This is a genomic window from Bradyrhizobium sp. P5_C11_2 (assembly GCF_054049755.1).
In genome coordinates this window covers 1-14580 of the sequence record NZ_JBFULT010000126.1, presented here as the reverse complement: position 1 = coordinate 14580, position 14580 = coordinate 1, and the positions used below count along the sequence as shown (strand labels likewise).

Sequence of the window (14580 nt, the reverse complement as noted above, 5' to 3'; positions counted from 1 at the left end):
GCCGGGCGTCGACCGCCTCAGCGTCGACCAGGCCGTGCGCGAGGCCGAGCGCGCGATGAAGCTCACGATCCCCTGCATCGCGCTGTTTCCCTACACCGATCCGTCCCTGCGCGACGAGGAAGGATCGGAAGCGACCAACCCGGACAATCTGGTCTGCCAGGCCGTGCGCGCGATCAAGAAGGAGTTTCCCGATCTCGGCATTCTCTGCGACGTCGCGCTCGATCCCTTCACCAGCCACGGCCATGACGGCCTGATCGCCGACGGCCGGATCCTGAACGACGAGACGGTTGCCGTGCTGGTGCGCCAGGCCCTGGTGCAGGCCGAGGCCGGATGCGACATCATCGCGCCTTCGGACATGATGGACGGCCGCGTCGCCGCGATCCGCGAGGGGCTGGATCGCGCCGGCCTGCTCGACGTGCAGATCATGGCCTATGCGGCCAAATACGCCTCCGCCTTCTACGGCCCGTTCCGCGACGCCATCGGCTCGGCCAAGACGCTCACCGGCGACAAGCGCACCTACCAGATGGACAGCGCCAACACCGACGAAGCGCTGCGCGAGGTCGAGCTCGACATTTCCGAGGGCGCCGACATGGTGATGGTGAAGCCCGGCATGCCCTATCTCGACGTGGTGCGGCGGGTGAAGGACACCTTTGCGATGCCGACCTTCGCCTACCAGGTCTCCGGCGAATACGCGATGATCGCGGCCGCCGCAGGCAATGGCTGGCTCGACGGCGACCGCGCGATGATGGAGAGCCTGTTGGCCTTCAAGCGCGCCGGCGCCGACGGCGTGCTGAGCTACTTCGCGCCGAAGGCGGCGGAGAAGCTGCGAGCGCAGGGGTAAACCCCAACGTCGTCCCGGCGAAGGCCGGGACCCATACCGTGTGATCCATCGATGGCGGGCGGTATTCGTACCGGCGAAGGGATCAAACTTCTAGTCTTCGACAAACTTCTCCCTGGGGTAATGGGTCCTGGCTTTCGCCAGGACGACGGTGGAAGTGCCGCACCTTCCACGAGCCTCCCCCGCCCCCGAATCGCCGGAATATTTCGGCTTGTTGACGTCGGCGCACCCTTGGCACGCGGACGGCCTGTTCCCATGTCCTGCTACGGGAGTTTCCCTCGGGGAGGACGGACCATGTCGTATTCGGACTCGGGCAATTCAGGTCCCCAGGCGGGCGCCTGGCGCAATGATGGCGGGGTTCCGCCGAATGCCTATGATCCTTATTTGCATCCGGAACTGTTCCGCGGCGTGGCGACGCGGCGGGTGTTCGCCTTCCTGATCGACATGATCGTGATCTCGGTGCCGGTCATCCTCGGCTACCTCTTCATCGCCGTGTTCGGCGTGGTGACGCTCGGCATCGGCTGGGCGCTGTTCTGGCTCGCCTGGCCCGCTTCCGTGGTCTGGGCCATCGTCTATTACGGCGCCTGCATCGGTGGTCCCTCGTCCGCGACGATCGGGATGCGGGTAATGGACCTGGAGTTGCGCACCTGGTACGGCGCACCCGGCTATTTCGTGCTCGGCGCCACCCATGCCGTGCTGTTCTGGGTGACGGTGTCGTTCCTGTCGCCCTTTGTGGTGCTGGTCGGCCTGTTCAACGGCCGGCGGCGCCTGCTGCATGATTTCGTGCTGGGAACGGTCATCGTCAACAATTCCGTTCGCGCACCCGTGCCGGAAGCGGCCAGAACCTGGTGATCAAGGACCTATCAACCAGGACCATCTAAACTGACCGATCTGCCCCGCCGAGCAGAGCGATTGACCGGGAGCTTTCGTAGCGCGATGCTGATACTCACTTTGGAGGCCCACGACGTCCCTTGACCCAGCACTCGCGCGATACCCCACAATTTTACCTCACGGCGCCCTCGCCCTGCCCGTATCTGCCGGGCCGGCATGAGCGCAAGGTGTTCACGCACCTGGTGGGAGAGCGCGCCGGCGACCTCAACGACCTGCTGACCCATGGCGGGTTCCGCCGCAGCCAGTCGATCGCCTACCGGCCGGCCTGCGACCAGTGCCGCGCCTGCGTTTCGGTCCGGGTCATCGCCAACGAGTTCCGCCCCTCCCGCAACTTCCGCAAGGTGATCGCGCGCAACGCCGACATCATCGGCGAGCAGCGCAGCGCGGTCCCGACCTCCGAGCAATATTCGGTGTTTCGCGCCTATCTCGACGCCCGCCACCGCCACGGCGGCATGGCCGACATGACTGTGCTCGACTACGCCATGATGGTCGAGGACAGCCATGTCGAGACCCGCATCATCGAGTACCGCAAGCGCGGTCCCGACAGCGGCATCACCGGCCGCGGCGAGGAGCTGATCGCAGTGGCGCTGACCGACGTGCTCAGCGACGGCCTGTCGATGGTCTACTCGTTCTTCGAGCCGAGCCAGGTCAGCCGCTCGATGGGCACCTTCATGATCCTCGACCACATCGTCCGCGCCCGCCGCCAGGGCCTACCTTACGTCTATCTCGGCTACTGGATCGATGGCTCCAAGAAGATGGACTACAAGGCCCGCTTCCTGCCGCAGCAGCGCCTCGCGCCATCAGGCTGGCTGCGCATCGACGCACAGGGCGACGCTGCGTCCGAGCCGCAGGATTAAGAGGCAGTGGTTCGACGTCGTGCGTCGAGCGGAGGTCTTCGCTTGCCATCGGCAGGTTCTGTCATGGTCGCACTCTCGGTGATCATCCCGTCGAGCATCGATGCTCATGCCTGTGAAGCCGGCCACAAAGAGTATTTTGGCCGCTGCATCGCGGTGACGCCTCCCGCCCCGAATCTTCTCACGTTCCYCAAAGACTACGGCCAGCCAGTCGTCAAGGTTGGCGAGGTCGCCGATCTCTTCGCGCCGGACCTGCCCTTGTTCGACAAGCCCGAACCTGGCCGCAAGATCCTTCACACATGGCGGCGCCCGAACGCCGACGTCGAATCCGACGCCCGGATCGAGGGCGTTCTTCCCGATTTTTATGTCGTGACAGTGAGCGTGTACGAAGGCCCGACATCATGCGGGATCGAGGAGTTCAAGCAGAAAGGGCCGAAGACGACGTTGCGCGGCTACGTGCCGAAAACCAGCCCGCAGGGATTGCCGTCGCTCTGGAAGTTCAAGCACATGAGCGGGCTCTGCTAGCGGCTATACCCGCAAGCGCCCTCACCCGAACAGCGTATCCGCCAGCAGCTTCAAGTTCAAAACCACGATCACGCCCGCGACGATCCACGCGATCGCCGCGACCCACGCGGGGATCACGAACTGGCCCATCTTGCGGCGGTCGGAGACGAAGCGCACCAGCGGGATGACGGCGAAGGGCAGTTGCATCGACAGCACGACCTGGCTGAACACCAAGAGATCGGCGGTGCCGCGCTCGCCGTAGATCGCAGTGACGACGATCACCGGAACGATGGCGATGCCGCGCGTGAGCAGGCGACGCGCCCAGCTCGGCAGGCGCAGGTCGAGGAAACCCTCCATCACGATCTGGCCGGCGAGCGTCGCCGTCACCGTCGAATTCAGACCCGAGGCGAGCAGCGCCACCGCGAACAGTGTCGAGGCCATGCCGAGACCGAGCAACGGCGACAGCAGCTCGAAGGCCTGGCCGATCTCGGCGACGTCGGAATGGCCGCTGTTGTGGAAGGTCGCGGCTGCCACCACCAGGATCGCGGCATTAATGAACAGCGCCAGCATCAGCGCGATGGTCGAGTCCGTCGTCGCCCATTTGATCGCTTCGCGCCGGCCGGAGTCGTTGCGCTCATAGGCCCGCGTCTGCACGATCGACGAGTGCAGATAGAGATTATGCGGCATCACGGTGGCGCCGATGATGCCGATCGCGATGTAGAGCATTTCAGGATTGGTGAAGATCTCGGTCTTCGGCACGAAGCCGTGCAGGACTTCAGCCACGGGAGGCGCTGCGGCCACGATCTGGACCCCGAAGCAGATCGCGATCACCGCGAGCAGCGCAATGACGAAGGCTTCCAGGAAACGGAAGCCGCGGTTCATCAGGATCAGCAGCAGGAAGGCATCCAGCGCGGCAATCAGTGCGCCGCCGATCAGGGGAATGCCGAACAAAAGTTTGAGCGCAATCGCCGTGCCGATCACCTCGGCGAGATCGCAGGCGATGATCGCCGCCTCGCAGGCCAGCCACAGCATGAAATTCACGGCAGGCGAATAGGTCGCGCGGCAGGCCTGCGCGAGATCGCGATCGGTGACGATGCCGAGCCGTGCTGCCAGCGACTGGAGCAGGATCGCCATCAGGTTCGAGAGCAGGATGACGGAGAGCAGCGTGTAGCCGAACTTCGATCCGCCGGCGAGGTCGGTCGCCCAATTGCCGGGATCCATGTAGCCGACCGAGACGAGATAGCCGGGGCCGACAAAGGCGAGCAGCCGCCGCCCCCAGTGGCCCGCGGCGGGAATGGCAACCGTGCCATTGACCTCGGCGAGGCTCTTGGTGGTGGGGGCATCGACGCGCCAGCCGGCGGCATCACGAGTGAGGTCGGGTGATCGGGCATCCATGAGGCCAGAATACCGAAGTCGGGTCTTATTGCAACTCATTTGCAACTGCATCTAGCCGCGCCGGTTCCCCGTCGCCGGCCGGTCGCGGCCCTTGTCGGGAAGCGGGTGGGTTTGGGCGTCCCGGGGAGCGGATACTGGCGCCAGATCGACTTTGCAGGAAATGAGCCATGCCAACGTCCCCTCGCCTCCCGCCGACGTTCAATCGCCTCGCCTGGTCCAACCTCGCGGCGCAATCGGCCGAGCAGATCGCGCTCGCCGCAGCCCCCATCGTCGCGGTGCTGACGCTCGGGGTCGCGGAAGGCCAGACCGGCCTGTTGCAGACCGCCCTCACGCTGCCCTTCGTGCTGTTCGCGATTCCGGCCGGCCTGCTCGCCGACCGCATCTCGCGCCGTTCGCTGATGGCGGGTGCAGAGGCCCTGCGAGCGGTCGCGCTCGCGGCGATCGTGCTGCTGCTCGCGCTCGGCGGGCTCAATCTGCCGCTGCTGGCGCTGCTCGGCTTCGCCGCTGTGTGCGGCACCGTCGTCTACAGCGTGGCCGCACCGGCCCTGGTGCCCTCGCTGGTGAGTTCGGACCTGCTGCCGGCCGCCAATGCCCGGATCGAGCTCGCGCGCACCATCGCCTTCGCCAGCGGCCCTGCGCTCGGCGGCGCGCTGGTCGGCTGGTGGGGCGCGAGCCTCGCCTTCGGCTTTGCCGCGGCCCTCTCCGCGATTGCGGTGGTGCTGCTCTCCGGCATCTACGAGCCCGCCCGCACGCCGGCGCCGCAACGGCATCCGTTCCAGGACATCCGCGAAGGCGCGGCCTTCGTGTTCCACCACCCGCTGCTGCGGCCGGTGTTCATCACCCAGTTCATTTTCAACACCGGCTGGTTCCTCCAGATCGCGGTGTTCGTGCCCTACGCCGTACGCCATCTCGGTCTGTCGGCGACCGGCGTCGGCGCCGTGCTGACGATGTACGGCGTCGGCATGGTGATCGGCGCGCTGYTCGCAACGCGGGTGATGCGCGCAATCGCCTTTGGCACCGTTGTGGGGCTTGGGCCGGTCACCGGCTTCGTGGCCGCGGTGGTGATGGCGCTGACAGTGCTGGTCCCCTCGCCCTGGCTCGCGGGCCTCAGCTTCTTCCTGCTCGGCGTCGGGCCAATCCTGTGGGTGATCTCGACCACCACCTTGCGCCAATCGGTGACGCCGCCGCGCCTGCTCGGCCGCGTCTCCGCCATCAACATCATGAGCTACGGCGCCCGCCCGCTCGGCTCGGCGCTGGGAGCGGTCGTCGGCGGCTTCTGGAGCGCGGAAGCGTGCCTGTATCTCGCCGCAGCCGTGTTCGGCGTGCAGGCGCTGGTGATCCTGCTGTCACCGGCGGTGGCGCTGGACCGGCAGCCGGAGATGGTGGGGGACGGCGCGGCGGTGCGGTGTTAGCAAAATTCTCCGCCGTCGTCCCGAAGGCCGGGACGACGGCGAGAGCTACCCCGCCAGATACCGCTCATAGCTCCCCGTCACCGGTTCACTCGCGTCGACCTCCGGATCGAGCGTGTAGAGATCCTGCGCGCGGCCGATGCCGCGCAGCGCATAGCGGCCGGTGGAGACGAGATAGCGGCGGCCGGCGGCGTCCAGGCCCTTGTAGAACTCCGCCGACGCCAACAGCTCGCGGTCGACCGAGCGGCTCATCGAGGCAATGCGGCTGACCTCGTTCACGGTCGGCCCGACAACCGTGAAATCCAGCCGGTCCTCGCTGCCGATATTACCGTAAAGGACCTCGCCGACATGCAGGCCGATATAGGCCGACGTGGTCGGACGGCCGACGGCCGCCCGGCGCGCGTTCAGCGCCGCGACGTTCTTGCGGAACAGATGCTCGGCGCGCAGCGCGGCACGCCGCGCATCCGCCATATCCTCGCCCCAGAACATCGCGAGCACGCCGTCGCCGATCAGCTTCAGCACGTCGCCGCCGGCGTCGTGGATCGCGTCGATCACGGCCTGCGCATAGTCGTTGAGGAACGGGATGATCTCGTCGGGTCCGATGCTCTCGCTGATTCCGGTCGAGCCGCGCAAATCCGAATACCAGAGCACGGCGTTGATGCGCTCGGTGACGCCGCGCGAGATGCGCCCGCGCAGCACCTGCTCGGAGGCATCGCGGCCGAGATAGACCCGGCCGAGCGTGCGCGCGATGTCCATCTGCTGCGCTGACTTGATCGCGAGCCCCAGCACCGGCACGAGATCGCGCAGCGCGGCGAGCCCGTCCTCGCCGAAACCTTCGGGGCGGCGCGTGGTCCAGCAGGAATAGAGGCAGTCCATCAGGCCGAGCGCGCCGTTCTCGCCGAAGCGGTGCACGAAGGCGAGATAGTGCCGGTGGCCCTTTTCGGCGAGTTCGCCGATCTGCGAGAAATCGAGCGACGGCGCGTCGGCAAGATCGATCACCATCTCGTCGTCGCCATGCTCGAGCATGTGGAAGAACACCGAGCGGCGCCAGCTCTTGGCCGCATCGCCTTCGGCGGTCGAGCCGTATTCGAACACGTCGCTCTCGTTGCTCTGCCGGTCGCTCCAGCGGAAGCCACGGCCCTCATAGATCGGGTGCAGCGTGTCGATGACGACCAGCCCGCGCGAGAGTTCCAGTCCTTCGGCGCGGCAGCGCTCGCAGAACCCTCGGAGCAGTTCGTTTTCAGGCAGGCCCGTGAGCCCCTGGCCGGTCAGCCAGTTCATCAGCGCGAGGCGCGAGGTCAATTGCATGCGCCATTATGGCGTGCATTCGTGACGAGCGAAAGGCGGACCATGCACCGCCGAGGCTCCCGCCCGCGGCAGATCGAATATGCCGCGGACGCTGTTGACGCGCTGTGCACGCGGGCCGCAAATGCAACCAATGACCCCGCCGCAGACCAGAAATACGAGGACATGAGCCAACGCCAGCTTCCGATCATCCTGGCGCTCGGCACCACGCAGACCCTGGCCTGGGCTTCCAGCTACTATTTGCCGGCCCTGCTCGCCGATCCCATGGCGCGCGACCTCGGCGTCTCCTCGAACTGGATCTTTGGCGCGTTCTCGGCCTCGCTGGTGATCTCGGCGATGCTCGGCCCGCGCATCGGGCGGCAGATCGATCTGGTCGGCGGCCGGCAGGTGCTGTCGGCCTCGAACCTGACCATCGCCGCCGGCCTCGTGCTGCTCGGCGTCTCGCAATCGGTGGCGCTGATGGCGATCGCCTGGCTGGTGCTCGGCATCGGCATGGCGATGGGGCTCTACGATGCCGCCTTCGCCGCGCTCGGCCGGATCTACGGCACCGAGGCGCGCCGTTCGATCACCGGCATCACGCTGATGGCGGGCTTTGCCTCGACCGTCGGCTGGCCGCTCACTGCCTGGGGCCTTGCCCATATCGGCTGGCGCGACACCTGCTTTGCCTGGGCCGCCGCCAATATCCTGATCGGCCTGCCGCTGAACTTCTTCATGCTGCCGACGATCAAGGGCGCCAGGCAGGCCGCGGCGACGGCGGCGAAGCCGCACGTGCCGCTCGACCGCACCATGATCCTGCTCGCCTTCATCTTCGCCGCGGTCTGGACCGTCACCGGCGCGATGGCCGCGCATTTCCCGCGCATCCTGGAGACCACGGGCGCGACGCCGGTGGAGGCGATCGCGGCCGGTGCGCTGATCGGCCCCGCGCAGGTGGCCGCGCGGGTGCTCGAGGCGGGCTTCCTCAGCCGCTTTCATCCGCTGTGGTCGACGCGGCTCGCCTGCCTCACCCACCCGATCGGCGCAGTGGTCGTGGCGATCTTCGGCGGCGCCGCGGCGAGCGCGTTTGCGCTGTTCCACGGCTCGGGCAACGGCATCCTGACCATCGCCCGCGGCACCCTGCCGCTGTCGATCTTCGGCCCGAAGGATTTCGGCTATCGCCTCGGCATCATCGGCGCGCCGGCGCGGATGGCGCAAGCCGTGGCGCCGCTGGCCTTCGGCCTGCTGATCGACGTGATGGGAGCCAAGGTGCTGATCGTCTCGTCCGCGCTTAGCCTCTCGGCGCTGGCGGCGCTGTTTCTCGTCCGCGCGGAACGGCGGCCGGATTGACCGCGCAGCCGCTTTCGCGCACAAGCGGGCCATGAGCGACGACACCGGCCCGCCCCGCACATTCAAAGGCCTCTTGCGCTGGGCGACCACCCCGCCGCAAGCCTGGGGCGTCTATCTCCTCGCCATCATCCTGGTCTGGCTGCTCTCGTTCTATGCCGGCACGCTGAAGCCGAAGAAGACGCAGGACACGAGCCCGCCGCCGGTCACGACACCGCGCTAACGCATGACGCTTCAACCTGAAGCCATCGCGCCTCAGGCGGCCCGGACCTCCTCGACAAAGCTGCCCACCTCGCTTGTCAGCTGCTCGGCCTGTCGCGACAGGCCGTCTGCCGCGCTCAGCACCTCGGTCGCCGCGACCCCCGTTTCCGTTGCCGCCTTGCTCACGCCACTGATGGTCGCGGTCACGTCCTTGACCGACTGCGACGTCTGCTGAACGTTGCGGGCGATTTCCGCCGTCGCCACGCCTTGCGCCTGGACCGCCGTCGCGATCGCATTCGAGATCGAGCTGACCTCTTCGATCGTCCCGGTAATTCCGCGGATCGCGTCGACAGCCTCCTTGGTGGCTGCCTGAATTTGCGCGATCTGGGCCCCGATCTCCGCGGTCGCCGTCCCGGTCTGGGTCGCCAGCATCTTCACCTCGGAGGCGACCACGGCAAAGCCTCGCCCTGCATCGCCGGCCCGCGCCGCCTCGATCGTCGCATTCAGGGCCAGCAGGTTTGTTTGAGCGGCGATGGCCTGGATCAAGGTGACCACCGCGCCGATCTTCTCGGCCCCCTCCGCCAGCGTCTGCACAATCTTGTCGGTCCGCTGCGCATCGGCCACCGCACGGCCGGTGATCGTCGATGATTGTGCGACCTGGCGGCTGATCTCGCTGATCGACGCCGTCAATTCCTCGGCCGCGGAGGCAACCGTGCTCGCGCCCACGCTCGCTTCCTCGGCAGCCGCCGCGACCGTGGTCGCCCGCCCCTTGGTCTGCGTCGCGGTCGAGGACATGGATTGCGCTGTCGCCTCGAGCTCGGTCGCCCCCGACGCCAGCAGCGCCACCATTGCTCCCGCCTTGGTCTCGAAGTCGCGAACCAGGCCTTCGAGACGCGCAGCGCGTTTCTCCTTGACGACCCGCTCGGCGGCCTGTTCGCCAGCCAGTCGATTGGTGGTGGCCATGGCCTCCTTGAAGACCTGCACTGCGAGAGCCATGCCGCCGATCTCATCCTTGCGGGCGGCAAACGGCACCTCGGCCTCCTCGTTGCGGGCAAGCCGGGTCATCACCTCCGACAGCTTCGAGATCGGCGTGAGCAGGTGGCGCACGAGCAGCAGCGACGAAGCTGCGGACAATCCCAGAACGACCAGAATGGCCGCGCCGGCGAACAAGATGCCGCCGAGCCCGTCGGCTTCGTCCTGCTCGGCCACGGCCTGCGCGTCGCGCAAGGCGGCATCGCGGATTCCCAGCAGCGAGGCGTTCGCGCTCGTGGCGGACTTGCGCCACTCATCCACCGATACCTCGTAAGGGGTGCCGTTGAATGCGGCCTTGGTCAGCCCGTCGCGTAGCGGCTTGTCCGAACCGAAATAGCGATCCCTGGCCGCGGCGACGCTGGCCCGCGTGTTCTTGGGGGCGTGAACGTCATCGCCGCGATCGAGGATTTCAGCCCAAAGCCGCGTCATCTGGCCGTTGGCGGCGCTCAATTCGTCCCGCTCCGCCAACGTGGCCGGACGGCCGGATGTCACGAGCCCCGAGATCAACAGCGAGACCTGGCCGGCGGTCTGGCGGATCACCCAGCCCTTCTGCGCGACGTCGAGCAGGTTTCCCGCCGTGGTGCTCAGCCGCATCGTCGCCTTGATGCCGGACTCCAGGAGTTCATTCAGGCTCGCCATCGCCTCGGCATAGTCTCGCATCGCCTTGGCAGCGATGCCGCCGGGACGCTCAGTCAGCGGCTTCTGCCACTGCGACGCGGCCTCTTCACGCGCGGCGGCGATCTTTGCTGCGGCCGCCTTGACCCGTTGCGTCAAGTCAGCATCGCCGCGGGCAAGCGTCTCCAGTTTCTCCAGTGCCTCATCGCTCGTTCGGCGATTGGCGGCAAACTCCTTGAGCACCGCATCGTCCGCGGCGGATTTCCCGAGCAGCGCCCGATTGACGGGACCACGCTCGATGGTCAGGCTGCCGACGGCATCGAAGCCTGCAGCCAGACGGGTCTCCAGGGCGTGCGCCGCGATGGCGTTCTGGTAAGCGCGCCAGCGCTCGCTCAGTTGAAGGCCTGACGTCAGGACGACGACGCCCGACATCAGCGCTGCAATGGCAATTCCCGACCGCTTGATAGACACGCCCCACTCCTCATTCGCATCAGAACCCAGGAAGTGAGGGCTGCCCGCTCAGCAGGAACGCTCCCCTCGCCCGAATGCCGCGCCTCACTTCAATTCGAATTCGACAAGCTCGACGGTGGATTGGCCTGCGTTGCGCATCGTCCGTACGGGACCCGCATTCTGCCACGCGAAATCGCCATACTTCAGGTTGAGCTTGTGGTCCGGCTTCCCCTGCACGCCCTCGACCAGCACGCCACCCTGCACGACGATACGTACGCCGGGCGCCGCCTGCTGCATCGGTGCCGCAACCTCACCCGGCCGCAGGATCAACCGCCAGGCCTGGACTCGGTGGTTGTCCATGACCGAGACGTAGGGCTCGGGGCGAGCGAGCGGTGAAAAGCGGCCAGGCTGCGAGTCGAACAACTCGAACCCCATGATGCGGAAATCGCTGGAGCCGACATTGGCAACCTGGTGCACCACCGGCTGCTTCGTGTAGTTGGTGAACAGCACTTCTCCGACCTTGCGCGGCGTGATGACAGGCTTGCCTCCCAGCGGCGTGCCCTCGGCATCCGAGACGGCCATGTACACCTGGGCAAAGTCCCTGGTGTGCCGGTGATAGGCGGCGATCTGTCCGGGCGGGATCGTGACATTCATGAACTGCAGATATTCGTTGCTGAACGTCTGGTCGTGAAAGCTCGCAAACTCGATCGGGACGATCTCGGGATCGCCCGCGGCGCTCACGCGTCCCGGCAGTGCCGCAGCTCCAAGCACCGCGCAGCAACCGCACAAGAACTGACGCCGTCCCATCGCATTACGCATATCCTTGCCGTCCTGTTGAGTTATGCACGTTTGCATGCATAGCGGCCGACTCTTTAAAGTCCGCTTAAGTGAAGGCCTGATCGGGATTTCAGAAATGCATGACCCGCCTCTGCGAACGGCATGCCTGTCGGATCGCTGATGACTGCCTTGCTGAAACTATAGGCACGGCAACGCCCGCACTCCGCTTCCACCTGCATTGGACGGCACGGCGAACGGCGGCGTGTGACGTGAACTATCGGTAAATTGCCGGCGACAATTTCAAACTGTCGCGCTGTGCGGAGCTGGTCACGCCGTCTTCGTTTCGCCGGTCGCAATCCAGATTCCGGCGAACACCGCGATGAGCCCGATGAGAAGATTTGGCGTGATCGGCTCACCCACGAGCAGCGCCGCCAGCAAGGCGGCGGCGATCGGATTGACCGTCATCGTATTGGCGACCCGGGTCGGCGTCGCGCGCGCCAGCGCCATGACCCAGAGGATGAAGGCGAGCGCACCGCCGCCAATGCCGAGATAGATGCCGGCGCCCCACTGCGCCGTCGTGAAGTGATCGAGCGCGGCAAAGCTGCCCTTGGCCAGATCCGCGAGCACCAGCACGGCGGCACCCGCGCCCATGCCGACCGTGAGAAAGCCGAGCGCGCTCGAGCGCTGCATCAGCGGGCGGGACAGCACGTTGTAGAACGCCATGCAGAACACGGCCCCGGTCATGATCAGCTCGCCACGCCAGGCCCCCGGCGGGCTCTGCGCCAGGCCCGCGGCGAGCGCCGCCGCCACGCCGAGCACGGCGATGCCGACGCCCGCGATCTTGCGCGCGGTCAGCCGTTCTACGCCGAGGATCGCACCGACCACCATGGTGTGGAGCGGCAGCGTCGCCAGCGCGAGACTGGCCCGCGCAGCGGTCGTGTAGGACACCGCGATGTTGTAGAGGATGAAGAACAAACCGAAGAAGCAGATGCCGAGCAACACCACGGCCGGCCAATCCGGCCGCTGCGGCCAGCGCACGCCCAGCAGAAGCGCACACGGCAGCAGGCAGAGAAAGCCGATCCCCCAGCGCAGGATCGCAAGCAGGACCGGATCGGCGCCGCCGACGAGATAGCGCGTGATCGCCGCCGCCGTACCGCCAAGGCTGCTGGACGCCAGCGCGATCGCAACCCCGAGCCATTCCCCCACAATCGTCTCCTGTCGCGGAGCTTGCCGGGGCGGTTAGCACGTCCCTGCTGCCAGCATGGTGGCAGCAGGGACGTGGCAGCAGAACAATGCCGGGCTAGTCGTAAAACTCCGGCGACATCTTCTGGCTGTCGCGCTGGGCCTTGTCGTGGTTGATCCAGAGCTGCGCCTTCTCCTTGGCCAGGGTGTCGGCGATCTTCTGCATCGAGACCGCGCTCTGCTCCTTGTTGGCGTTCATGCTGGGCACGCGGCGGTTGTCCCAATTATCCCTAAAGTGAACGGCGTCGCCGGACAGGACCACCGCGCCGGTCTTCGGCAGTTTCACCAGCAGCGATTGGTGTCCCGGCGTATGGCCGGGCGTGGACAGAATGGTCACGCTGCCGTCGCCGAACACGTCCTTGTCGCCCGCGAGCAGCTCGACGGGATGCGAGGGTTTGAAGCGCGGCTCATTGTTGGCGCCAGGCCAGTCATATTCGGCCTTCTGCACGTAGAGCGTGGCCTGTGGAAACAGCTCGACATTGCCGGTGTGGTCGGGATGCGTGTGCGAGACGGCCATCGCCTTGACGTCGACCGGCTTGACGCCGAGCTGCTCAAGCTGGGCGGCAAGCGTCTTCGGGCGCCGCCAGGTGACAGCCTTGGGATCGGCGGGCGCGAGGCCATTGGGCATGGCCGCAACGGAATCGGCGATGCCGGTGTCCCACAGGAACCAGCCCTTGCTGTGCTTGATGAGATAGCAGCTGTCGACGAAGTCCATCGTCTTGCCCTCGTTCAGGCCGGGCGTCCAGCGCGAGATATCGCCGGCGGTGCCCTCGCCGCAATTGAGGACATAGAGCTTCTCGACGCCGCCTTTCTCCGACTGCGCCACGGCCGCATGGCCGGACAGAGCGAGTGCGACGACGGCGAGAGCGAGCTTGATCCGGGGCATGATTCTTATTCCTTTGTGACAGCCGTGCGCGACGAAGACCGGGGATCAACCCCGGCCGGTCCGCGGAATTCCCGCGGACGATCTCAATGCGGACAGGTCTCGACCTCGACCGTGACGTGGCTGAGCCCCTTCAGGCCCGCGAGGCGCTTCTTGTAGACCGCCGGTTGCTTCGGCTGGTCCGACACCACCGAGACCAGCACGGCGCAATGCCCGGGCCCCACCTGCCAGAGGTGCAGATCGGTGACGCGGTCGTCGCCCACCTCCATGCGGGCGCGAATGACCCGCTCCAGCTTCTCATCGGCGCGCACGTCGAGCAGCACCGCGCCTGAACTCTTGATCAGGCCGAACGCCCAGCTCGCGATCACGGCACTGCCGATCAGCCCGACGGCCGGGTCGGCCCAGACCCATCCCGAATACATCGCGACGGCAAGCGCTGCGATCGCCAGCACCGAGGTCGCGGCATCCGCCATGACATGGACATAGGCGGCGCGGAGATTGTTGTCGTGATGATGGYGGTGATGGTCGTGATCRTCGTCGTGATCATGCCCATGATCATGCCCATGGCCGTGGTGGTGATGATCGTGACTGCCGCGCAACAGCCACGCGCTGGCGAGGTTGACGCACAGCCCGAGGGCGGCCACCGCGATCGCCTCGCCGTAGACGATCGGCACCGGCGTGAACAGCCGCAGCACGCTCTCATAGGCAATCTCGACCGCGATCAATCCCAAAATGATCGCGCTGGAAAAGGCGGCGAGGTCGCCGAACTTGCCGGTGCCGAAGGTGAAATGCGCATTGCCGAGGTGCTGGCGGGCGAAGCGGTAGGCAAACGCGGCGATGCCAAGCGCTGCCGCATGCGTGCCC

14 protein-coding genes are annotated in these 14580 nt (G+C 66.5%); 7 read left to right on the top strand and 7 right to left on the bottom strand.

Going from position 1 to position 14580, the window contains the following annotated elements:
* The 4 genes from hemB to ACXJL8_RS14825 all read left to right on the top strand — a co-directional run.
* Window positions 1–841 (top strand): porphobilinogen synthase (gene hemB / locus ACXJL8_RS14840; protein ID WP_456685166.1); only part of this gene is annotated, 841 nt, incomplete at its 5' end.
* A gap of 291 nt (window positions 842–1132) precedes the next feature.
* Window positions 1133–1690, top strand: coding sequence for an RDD family protein (locus tag ACXJL8_RS14835; RefSeq protein WP_456622198.1), 558 nt, complete (start codon window positions 1133–1135; stop codon window positions 1688–1690).
* A 119-nt stretch (window positions 1691–1809) separates the two neighbouring features.
* Window positions 1810–2586, top strand: a complete 777-nt coding sequence (locus ACXJL8_RS14830) for an arginyltransferase (RefSeq protein WP_456622199.1) — start codon at window positions 1810–1812, stop codon at window positions 2584–2586.
* Between the two features lie 78 nt (window positions 2587–2664).
* Entirely contained in the window at window positions 2665–3108 is a 444-nt protein-coding gene (locus ACXJL8_RS14825; RefSeq protein WP_456685165.1) for a hypothetical protein, read from the top strand.
* A gap of 21 nt (window positions 3109–3129) precedes the next feature.
* On the opposite strand, the gene ACXJL8_RS14820 is transcribed toward ACXJL8_RS14825, so the two are convergent.
* On the bottom strand, window positions 3130–4482 hold the full coding sequence (locus ACXJL8_RS14820) for an Nramp family divalent metal transporter (protein WP_456622201.1): 1353 nt from the start codon (window positions 4480–4482) through the stop codon (window positions 3130–3132).
* A gap of 167 nt (window positions 4483–4649) precedes the next feature.
* On the opposite strand from ACXJL8_RS14820, the gene ACXJL8_RS14815 reads away from it, so the two are divergent.
* The gene (locus ACXJL8_RS14815) at window positions 4650–5894 is read left to right on the top strand and encodes an MFS transporter (RefSeq protein ID WP_456685164.1); all 1245 of its coding nucleotides are present in this window, start codon (window positions 4650–4652) and stop codon (window positions 5892–5894) included.
* A gap of 45 nt (window positions 5895–5939) precedes the next feature.
* On the opposite strand, the gene ACXJL8_RS14810 is transcribed toward ACXJL8_RS14815, so the two are convergent.
* Window positions 5940–7199 carry an adenylate/guanylate cyclase domain-containing protein gene (locus ACXJL8_RS14810; RefSeq protein ID WP_456622203.1) on the bottom strand — a complete coding sequence of 420 codons (1260 nt, stop codon included), beginning with the start codon at window positions 7197–7199 and terminating at the stop codon, window positions 5940–5942.
* A 162-nt stretch (window positions 7200–7361) separates the two neighbouring features.
* Here ACXJL8_RS14810 and ACXJL8_RS14805 point away from each other — a divergent pair, with 162 nt between their 5' ends.
* Both ACXJL8_RS14805 and ACXJL8_RS14800 read left to right on the top strand, forming a co-directional pair.
* Window positions 7362–8519 (top strand): MFS transporter, encoded by a 1158-nt coding sequence (locus ACXJL8_RS14805; RefSeq protein WP_456622204.1) that lies wholly within the window; start codon window positions 7362–7364, stop codon window positions 8517–8519.
* A 31-nt stretch (window positions 8520–8550) separates the two neighbouring features.
* The gene (locus ACXJL8_RS14800; protein WP_456622205.1) at window positions 8551–8739 is read left to right on the top strand and encodes a hypothetical protein; all 189 of its coding nucleotides are present in this window, start codon (window positions 8551–8553) and stop codon (window positions 8737–8739) included.
* 32 nt (window positions 8740–8771) lie between these two features.
* Here ACXJL8_RS14800 and ACXJL8_RS14795 read toward each other — a convergent pair whose 3' ends face one another.
* The 5 genes from ACXJL8_RS14795 to dmeF all read right to left on the bottom strand — a co-directional run.
* Window positions 8772–10835: a methyl-accepting chemotaxis protein gene (locus tag ACXJL8_RS14795; protein ID WP_456622206.1), complete on the bottom strand. Its 2064-nt coding sequence runs from the start codon at window positions 10833–10835 to the stop codon at window positions 8772–8774.
* 84 nt (window positions 10836–10919) lie between these two features.
* Complete coding sequence (locus tag ACXJL8_RS14790; RefSeq protein WP_456622207.1) at window positions 10920–11633, bottom strand: hypothetical protein; 714 nt, start codon at window positions 11631–11633, stop codon at window positions 10920–10922.
* Window positions 11634–11918: 285 nt separating this feature from the next.
* Window positions 11919–12797: a DMT family transporter gene (locus tag ACXJL8_RS14785; RefSeq protein WP_456622208.1), complete on the bottom strand. Its 879-nt coding sequence runs from the start codon at window positions 12795–12797 to the stop codon at window positions 11919–11921.
* A gap of 94 nt (window positions 12798–12891) precedes the next feature.
* Window positions 12892–13722, bottom strand: a complete 831-nt coding sequence (locus tag ACXJL8_RS14780) for an N-acyl homoserine lactonase family protein (RefSeq protein WP_456622219.1) — start codon at window positions 13720–13722, stop codon at window positions 12892–12894.
* Window positions 13723–13802: 80 nt separating this feature from the next.
* Window positions 13803–14580: CDF family Co(II)/Ni(II) efflux transporter DmeF (gene dmeF / locus ACXJL8_RS14775; protein ID WP_456685163.1), on the bottom strand; the 778-nt coding region annotated here is incomplete at its 5' end.

Coding starts and splice junctions, on each gene's coding strand:
- ACXJL8_RS14835 (WP_456622198.1), top strand. CDS start 1,133: ATGTCGTATTCGGACTCGGGCAATTCAGGTCCCCAGGCGGGCGCCTGG.
- ACXJL8_RS14820 (WP_456622201.1), bottom strand. CDS start 4,482: ATGGATGCCCGATCACCCGACCTCACTCGTGATGCCGCCGGCTGGCGC.
- ACXJL8_RS14810 (WP_456622203.1), bottom strand. CDS start 7,199: ATGCAATTGACCTCGCGCCTCGCGCTGATGAACTGGCTGACCGGCCAG.
- ACXJL8_RS14805 (WP_456622204.1), top strand. CDS start 7,362: ATGAGCCAACGCCAGCTTCCGATCATCCTGGCGCTCGGCACCACGCAG.
- ACXJL8_RS14800 (WP_456622205.1), top strand. CDS start 8,551: ATGAGCGACGACACCGGCCCGCCCCGCACATTCAAAGGCCTCTTGCGC.
- ACXJL8_RS14790 (WP_456622207.1), bottom strand. CDS start 11,633: ATGCGTAATGCGATGGGACGGCGTCAGTTCTTGTGCGGTTGCTGCGCG.